We start from the raw sequence: 7,001 nt of genomic DNA, 5'->3' as shown, positions 1-7,001 counted from the left end.
CTGCATCGCGTTCTCACCGCTCGCCCAGGGGATGCTGACCGACAAGTACCTCAAGGGCATACCGGCCGGTTCCCGTGCGGCGCAAGGGAAGTCGCTGGACCCGTCGCTGTTGTCCGAGTCGGCGATGAAGCACATCCGGTCTCTCAACCGGCTGGCGAAGGCCCGCGGTCAGTCGCTCGCGCAGATGGCCCTCGCCTGGGTCCTCCGCGACGTCCGAGTGACCTCGGTGCTCATCGGGGCGTCCAGCGTCGCCCAGCTCGAGGACAGTCTCGCGAGCACGGAGAACCTTGAGTTCTCTGCCGAGGAGCTCCGGAAGATCGACCGGTATGCGGTCGACGCCGGCATCAACCTCTGGCAGCGCTCTTCGACTCTCTAGGACGCGTCCGCGGCCGGCTGCTCCTTGGTCAGGTGGAGCAGCCAGTCCTCGCCGGTGTGAATGAGGGCGTAGCGTCGAGCGCCGCTCTGGCCGTGGAGGACGAACACGATCCGTCGGTCGTCGCGCGACTCCTCCTGCCACCAGCCGGTGTCGGCGATGAACTTGTGCTCGTCCGTGTAGTCGACGTGGTCGAGGTCGTGGTCGGGCACCGCGATCGCCAGCCGGTTCTGCCGCGCTGTCGTCGGCAGTCCACGCGGGACGGCCCACGACCGCAGCACCCCGTCCTCCTCCAGTCGCAGGTCGAAGTGCGGTCGCGGCTTGCGGTGGTCGTGCAGGACGAAGACCGGACGAGGCGTCGTGGGGGCCAACGCGGCTCAGCTCGGCGGGGTGTACCGGCCGTCGATGGCGGTCCAGCCACCGTCGACGAGGATCTGCGCACCCGTGACGTAGGAGGACGCATCGGACGCAAGGAAGACGATGGCGCCGGCCATCTCGTCCGGTGTCGCCCACCGCTGGAACGCGTTCTTCTCGGCGTAGGCCCGTTCCCACTCGGGGTTGTCGAGGATGGGGCCGGTGAGCGGGGTGCGGACGATGCCCGGCGCCACGGTGTTGGCCCGGACCCCCTGCGGCCCCAGCTCGGCGGCCACGGTGCGGAACATCTGCAGCAGCCCGGCCTTCGTCGACGCATACATGCTCTGCCCGGGCTCGACGGTCACCGACCGGATCGAGCCGAGACCGATGATGCTGCCTCGACCCCGCTCGGCCATCCCCGGGGCGAACGCCCGCACGCAGGTGAACGCCGCGCGCAGGTTGAGGCCGATGACCAGGTCGAACTCCTCGCTCGTGTAGTCGAGGACTCGCTTGCGCACGTTGCGTCCGGCACTGTAGACGAGCACGTCGATCACGCCGAGGTCGGCGGCCGCACGCATGACGGCCGGTTCGTCGAGGACGTCGAGCTCGTAGGCGGACAGCTCGCCGCCGCCGCCCGTGGGGGCGAGGGTGACGGTCTCCTCCGCCGCGGCGAGGTTCTTGTCGGCCACGATCACCGTGGCGCCGTTGGCGGCCAGCGCCAGCGCGCCCTCTCGGCCGATGCCGCTGCCGCCGCCGACGACCAGGGCCGTCCGCCCGTCGAGGCGGAACAGCCGGCTGTAGTCGGGTCGGGGCGCACCGGGCGCGGTTTCGGACATGTCGTCCTCCTGTCGTGGATGGGTGGTCAGGCGTCCGTGACGTAGGCGAGCTCGGTCGCGGCCAACTCGGCGGTGGTCTCACCGGCGAGCGCCCGCGCCATGGTGGGGACCGCGGCCAGCAGCCGCTGGGTGTAGGGGTCCTGCGGGTCCCGCCAGATCTCCTCGACGGTCCCGGTCTCGACGATCTCGCCGGCGTTCATCACCGCGACGCGGTCGCAGAGGTGGCGGACCACGGAGAGGTCGTGCGAGACGAACACCAGCGTGAGGTCCAGCTCGTCGACGAGGTCACTGATCAGGTTGAGCACCTGTGCGCGCACCGAGACGTCGAGCGCGCTGACCGGCTCGTCGGCCAGCAGGATGCCCGGGGACGGCGCGAGCGCCCGGGCCATCGAGATGCGCTGCCGCTGTCCGCCGGAGAACTGGTGCGGGTATCGGTGCACCGCCGACTCGGACAGTCCCACCTCGGTCAGCAGCTCGATGACCCGTGCCTGAGGAGCCCGGCTCCCTTGGGCGACAAGGGGTTCCGCGACGATGTCCCGGACGCGCATACGGGGGTCGAGCGAGCTCATCGGGTCCTGGAACACCATCTGAAGGCGTTCCCGCAGGAACTGGAGGCGCCGCTCGGGCAGCGGGGCGATGTCGGTCCCCTCGACGACGACCCGGCCCGAGGTGGGCCGGTCCAGTCCGGCGAGCAGTCGCAGCAGCGTGGACTTGCCGCACCCTGACTCCCCGACGATGCCGAACCGCTCCCCCGCCGTGACCTGGAAGCTCACGCCCCGGAGCGCGTGGACGGTCTGTCCGGGGCGGGTGAGGGATGTCCGCGGTCGCTGGTAGTCCCGGACGAGGTCCTCGACGACGATGCCCGGCTCATCGGACCCGGCTCGCTTCTTCCGGTTCGTGCTCTGGACCGACCCCTTTTCGGGTCGGTCCAGAGCACGAGTCGGGGAAGACGGCGAGGTGGAGTCGGCTGGGTGGTGACACGCATACCCCCTGGACGGGTCGGGACCCGTCCAGGCCGGGCGCACAGCGCACTCGTCGGTGGCGAAGGTGCACCGGTTGCGGAACACACAGCCGTCCGGGAACTCGCCCGCGGGTGGCACGGAACCGGGGATCGTCCACAGCCGGCGACCGGCCTCGCTGGTGAGGTCCGACGCCGCGATGAGGCCCTGCGTGTAGCGGTGCCGCGGCCGGCGGAACACCTCCTCCACCGGACCGGCCTCGACGATGCGCCCGCCGTACATCACGAGAACCCGCTCGCACGCGGTGGCCACCACGGACAGGTCGTGGGTGATGAGCAGGAGGGCCGCGTCCCGCGCCTCGACCCCGCGCACGATGAGGTCGAGGACGAGCGCCTGGACGGTCACGTCGAGCGCAGTGGTCGGCTCGTCGCAGACCAGCAGCGCGGGGTCGTTCGCGAGGGCGATGGCGAGGACCACCCGCTGCCGCTGGCCGCCGGACAGCTGGTGCGGGTAGGCGCGGGCCGTCTCGGCCGGCTCGGGCAGGCGAACCTGGGCCAGCAGGTCCACGGCACGCTGATGCGCGGCCTTCCGGTCGGGCACCGTGTCGTGGATCAACAGCGCCTCGGCCACTTGCTCCCCCACGCGCATGGTGGGGTTCAGCGCCGTCATCGGCTCCTGGAACACCATCGCGACGTCCCGCCCCCGCACGCGGGACAGGGCCGCGTCGCCGGCGCCGACGACCTCGAGGTCCGAGCCCGGCAGCCGCACCGAACCGGAGGCCACGAGGTCCTCGGGCAGCAGCCCCATCAGCGACAGCCCGGTCAGCGACTTTCCCGACCCGGACTCGCCGATCAGTCCGACCCGCTCCCCCCGGCCGATGGAGAACGACACGTCGGCCACGAGGTCGGTGTCGTTGACGCGCACACCGAGGTCGCGGACGTCGATGACCGCGTCCTGCGGCGGCGCGAGGGGCAGGGCGCTCATCGCCGATCGTCCAACCGAGGGTCGAGGTAGTCGCGCAGGCCGTCCCCGAGCAGGTTGAACCCGAGCACGGCGACGGCGATCGCGATGCCGGGGATGATGCACAGCCGGGGCGCGATGAACAGCAGCTCCTGGGACTCCTGCAGCATCCGGCCCCACGACGGGGTGGGCGGCGGGGTGCCGAGACCGAGGAACGACAGGGCCGCCTCGGCCAGGACCGCGATGGCGAAGGCGACGGACGCCTGCACGATGATCAGCGGCCCGACGTTCGGCAGCACGTGTCTCAGCCCGATGGCGAACGGCCGCCGTCCGGCCGCGCGGGCGGCCAGGACGTACTCGGAGTGCATCACCTGCAGCGAACCCGACCGCACCAGCCGCACGAAGCTCGGCACGGTGGCGATCCCGATCGCGACCATGGCCACCAGCGTCGACCCGCCGTAGATCGCGCTGAACATGATCGCCAGCAACAGCGCGGGGAACGCGAGTAGCAGGTCGTTGCCGCGCATCAGGGCCTCGCCGGTCCACCGCGACGCCATCGCCGCGACGATCCCGAGCGGTATGCCGATGACCGCGGCCACCCCGACCGCGACCACGCCGACGAACAGCGTGGTCCGCGCCCCCATGAGGATCTGGGAGAAGATGTCGCGGCCGAACTTGTCCGTCCCCAGCCAGTGCCGCGACGAGAACCCCTGCAACCGGTCCGCCGCGTTGACGAAGGTCGGGTCCCACGGCGTCCACACGTAGGACACCAGCGCCATCAGCACGATCAGCGCCACGAGAACCCCGCCGACGACCAGGGTCGCGCCGAGCGGCCGGCGACGCGGAGCGCGGCGCGCCGCGGCGGGCTCCGGCTGGGGCTCGCTCGCGGGCCCGACCTCGGACCCGGTGCTCATCGCTGACCCACCCGAAGGCGGGGGTCGATGACCACGTAGAGCAGCTCCACGACCACGTTGATGACCAGGACGGCGACGACGATGACCATGACGACGTCCTGCACCATCTTGAGGTCCCGCTGCCCGACGGCGTCGAGGAGCAGGCTGCCGAGCCCGGGCACGACGAAGACGCGCTCGACCACGACCGCACCGACGAGCAGGGTGGCCAGCTGGAGGGCCAGCACGGTGACCACCGGGATCGCCGCGTTGCGCAGCCCGTGCCGCCGCATCGCCGCCATCGGCGACAGCCCCTTGGCGCGGGCCGTCCGCAGGTAGTCCTCCTGCTGGACGTCGAGCACCGCACTCCGGACGTACCTCGTCAGCACAGCGCCCTGGACCAGCCCGAGCGACAGAGCCGGGAGGATCAGCTGCTTGACGAACATCCCCGGGTCCACGACCGGCGGCGTCCACCCGTTCGCCGGGAGCCACCCGAGCTGCACCGCGAAGACGGTGATCAGGAGGATGCCGGCCAGAAAGGCGGGGACCGCGACGCCGACCTGCGAGATCGCCGAGATGACGAGCCCGGACGGCTTCCGGTGACGCACCGCCGCGAGCACCCCCAGGGGGATCGCGATCAGCGTCGCGATGACCGTCGCGGTCAGCACCAGCCACAGGGTCACCTGAAGCCGGTCTGCGACCTGCGGCGCGATGGCCGCACCGCTCACGTAGGAGTTGCCGAGCCGGAACGTCACCAGCCCACCGAGCCAGTCGAGGTACTGCACGACGATCGGCCGGTCCAGGCCGAACTGCGCCCGGAGCTGGGCCACCGCCTCGTCGCTCGCGTTGACCCCCAGGGCAACTCGGGCGGGGTCACCCGGCAGCACCGCCATGAAGGCGAACACCAGCACCGAGCTGGCGAGCAGGCTCACGACGAGGATCCCGAGCCGTTGCAGGACTCGGAGGATCACGTCGCCGACCCTACGCGCTCGCCTCCCGGCCGCGACCCGACGGCGTGGCTCACCCCTTCGCGAGCGCTGACAGGTCGAACGACTCGGTGATCGCGTTCTTGGGCAGCCCGGTGATCCCCTTGTCGGCGACGATGAGGTTCGGCAGCAGGAACAGGAAGTCACCGGCCGCGTCCTGCGACAGCTCCTGGGCGGCCTTCTTCATGTAGGTCACCTGCTCGTCGGTGGTGCCGGCGTCCGCGGCCGCGATGTCCGCCTGCAGCTGCGGGTTGTTGTACTGCGTGTAGTACTGCGGGTTCCCGAACACCGCCGGCAGGTCCCGCGGCTCCACGTGGGCCACGATCGACATGTCATAGTCGTGGTCCTTGAACACCGTCTGCAGCCATGCCGCCGGGAACTCGAGCTGGTCGAGGTTCACGGTGATGCCGACCTGCTCCAGCTGGCTCTTGACCACCTGGCCGCAGGCGACCGCATACGGGAGGTTCGGCACCCGCAGGCGCAGCGTGGGCGTCGCGGTGCCCGACTCGGCGAGCAGCGCCTTGGCCTTGGCCGGGTCGTAGGGGAAGTCGCCGGTCCGGTCCTCGTACCAGGGGTCGGTCGGCGGGACCATGCTGCCGATCAGCGTGCCCTTGCCCGCCCAGCAGGTGTCCATCAGCGCCTTGTGGTCGATCGCCGTGCGGATCGCCTGGCGCAGCTTGAGGTTGGTCAGCGGCGCCTTCGCGTTGTTGAACGACAGCACGACCTCACCGTTGGTGGTGCCCTCGATGACCTGGTACTTGCTGTTCCCGGTGAACTGCGCCAGGGACTCCGGCGCCTGCACGGTGCCGATCACGTTGATGGTGCCGGTCAGCAGCGCGTTGTTGAGCGCGGTGCCGTCCTTGAAGTACTTGAGGACGACGGTCGAGTATGCGGGCTGCTTCCCCCAGTAGCCCGAGTTGGCCTTGAGGGTGATCGAGTCGCCGCGGTTCCACGTGTCGAAGACGTAGGGCCCCGTGCCGACCGGCTTGGTCGCGAGCGCGTCCACGCCCTTGGGGTCCATCATGGCGCCGATGCGGGTGGTCATCCGGAACAGCCAGTCGTTGCTGGGCTTGCTCAGCGTCACCTGCAGCTGGTTCGGCGTCACCGCCTTGGCGTCGGCGACGACGTTCATCGCCGACTTGAGCGAGATGGTCCAGTCGGTCTTGACCCGGTTGATCGAGAAGACGGCGTCGTCGGCGGTGAACGGGTCGCCGTTGGTGAACTTCGCGTTCGGCGTCAGGTCGAACGTGTAGGTCTTCTTGTCGTCGGAGACCTTCCACGCCGTGGCCAGGCTCGGGACGATCTTGCCGTCCTGGTCCTGCTTGACCAGCGTCTCGTAGATGTTGGTCAGCAGAACCTGGGGGATCGCCGCGCCGTCGACCTTGGTGAAGTCGAGGCTCGCGGGTTCCGCGACCAGGCCGATGCTGATCGACCCGGCCGAGCCGCCGCCGGACCCCCCGGTGGCGCCGCCGGTCGGGCCGGAGTTCGTCGACGACCCGGCGGTGCAGGCACTCACTGCGAGGGCGAGCAACGCGACCCCGGTGGCGATTCGTCCAGCGCGAGTGAACATCACATCTCCGTCCGTCAGCGGCGGTCCCTCCGCCGGTGGAGGTTTATCCGAACCCTAGTAGCGCTCGGATCCA

Annotated in this window: 7 protein-coding genes; 1 reads left to right on the top strand and 6 read right to left on the bottom strand. The window is 70.3% G+C overall.

Features of this window, described 5'->3' with window-relative positions:
- On the top strand, positions 1 to 376 hold a 376-nt coding region (locus tag VIG79_RS19680), incomplete at its 5' end, for an aldo/keto reductase (protein WP_331888792.1).
- On the opposite strand, the gene VIG79_RS19675 is transcribed toward VIG79_RS19680, so the two are convergent.
- The 6 genes from VIG79_RS19675 to VIG79_RS19650 are packed head-to-tail and all read right to left on the bottom strand — an operon-like array spanning position 373 to position 6,928.
- On the bottom strand, positions 373 to 744 hold the full coding sequence (locus VIG79_RS19675) for a DNA polymerase ligase N-terminal domain-containing protein (protein ID WP_331888790.1): 372 nt from the start codon (positions 742 to 744) through the stop codon (positions 373 to 375). The genes VIG79_RS19680 and VIG79_RS19675 overlap by 4 nt on opposite strands.
- A gap of 6 nt (positions 745 to 750) precedes the next feature.
- Entirely contained in the window at positions 751 to 1,563 is an 813-nt protein-coding gene (locus tag VIG79_RS19670; RefSeq protein ID WP_331888788.1) for an SDR family oxidoreductase, read from the bottom strand.
- A gap of 26 nt (positions 1,564 to 1,589) precedes the next feature.
- On the bottom strand, positions 1,590 to 3,506 hold the full coding sequence (locus tag VIG79_RS19665; protein ID WP_331888786.1) for an ABC transporter ATP-binding protein: 1,917 nt from the start codon (positions 3,504 to 3,506) through the stop codon (positions 1,590 to 1,592).
- Positions 3,503 to 4,396, bottom strand: a complete 894-nt coding sequence (locus VIG79_RS19660) for an ABC transporter permease (protein WP_331888784.1) — start codon at positions 4,394 to 4,396, stop codon at positions 3,503 to 3,505. The genes VIG79_RS19665 and VIG79_RS19660 overlap by 4 nt, the downstream gene beginning before the upstream one ends.
- Positions 4,393 to 5,343, bottom strand: coding sequence for an ABC transporter permease (locus VIG79_RS19655; protein ID WP_331888782.1), 951 nt, complete (start codon positions 5,341 to 5,343; stop codon positions 4,393 to 4,395). Before VIG79_RS19655 ends, VIG79_RS19660 begins: the two co-directional genes overlap by 4 nt.
- A gap of 49 nt (positions 5,344 to 5,392) precedes the next feature.
- Positions 5,393 to 6,928, bottom strand: a complete 1,536-nt coding sequence (locus VIG79_RS19650; RefSeq protein WP_331888780.1) for an ABC transporter substrate-binding protein — start codon at positions 6,926 to 6,928, stop codon at positions 5,393 to 5,395.
- Positions 6,929 to 7,001: the final 73 nt, after the last annotated feature.

The organism is Lapillicoccus sp. (assembly GCF_036559105.1).
GTDB lineage: Bacteria > Actinomycetota > Actinomycetes > Actinomycetales > Dermatophilaceae > Lapillicoccus.
Note: the sequence above shows the minus strand (reverse complement) of the source record. Positions and strands in the feature narration are given on the sequence as shown.

Bases quoted from the DNA above. Each gene is read 5' to 3' on its own strand.
- VIG79_RS19665 (WP_331888786.1), bottom strand. From the start codon at position 3,506: ATGAGCGCCCTGCCCCTCGCGCCGCCGCAGGACGCGGTCATCGACGTC.
- VIG79_RS19650 (WP_331888780.1), bottom strand. From the start codon at position 6,928: ATGTTCACTCGCGCTGGACGAATCGCCACCGGGGTCGCGTTGCTCGCC.
- VIG79_RS19660 (WP_331888784.1), bottom strand. From the start codon at position 4,396: ATGAGCACCGGGTCCGAGGTCGGGCCCGCGAGCGAGCCCCAGCCGGAG.
- VIG79_RS19670 (WP_331888788.1), bottom strand. From the start codon at position 1,563: ATGTCCGAAACCGCGCCCGGTGCGCCCCGACCCGACTACAGCCGGCTG.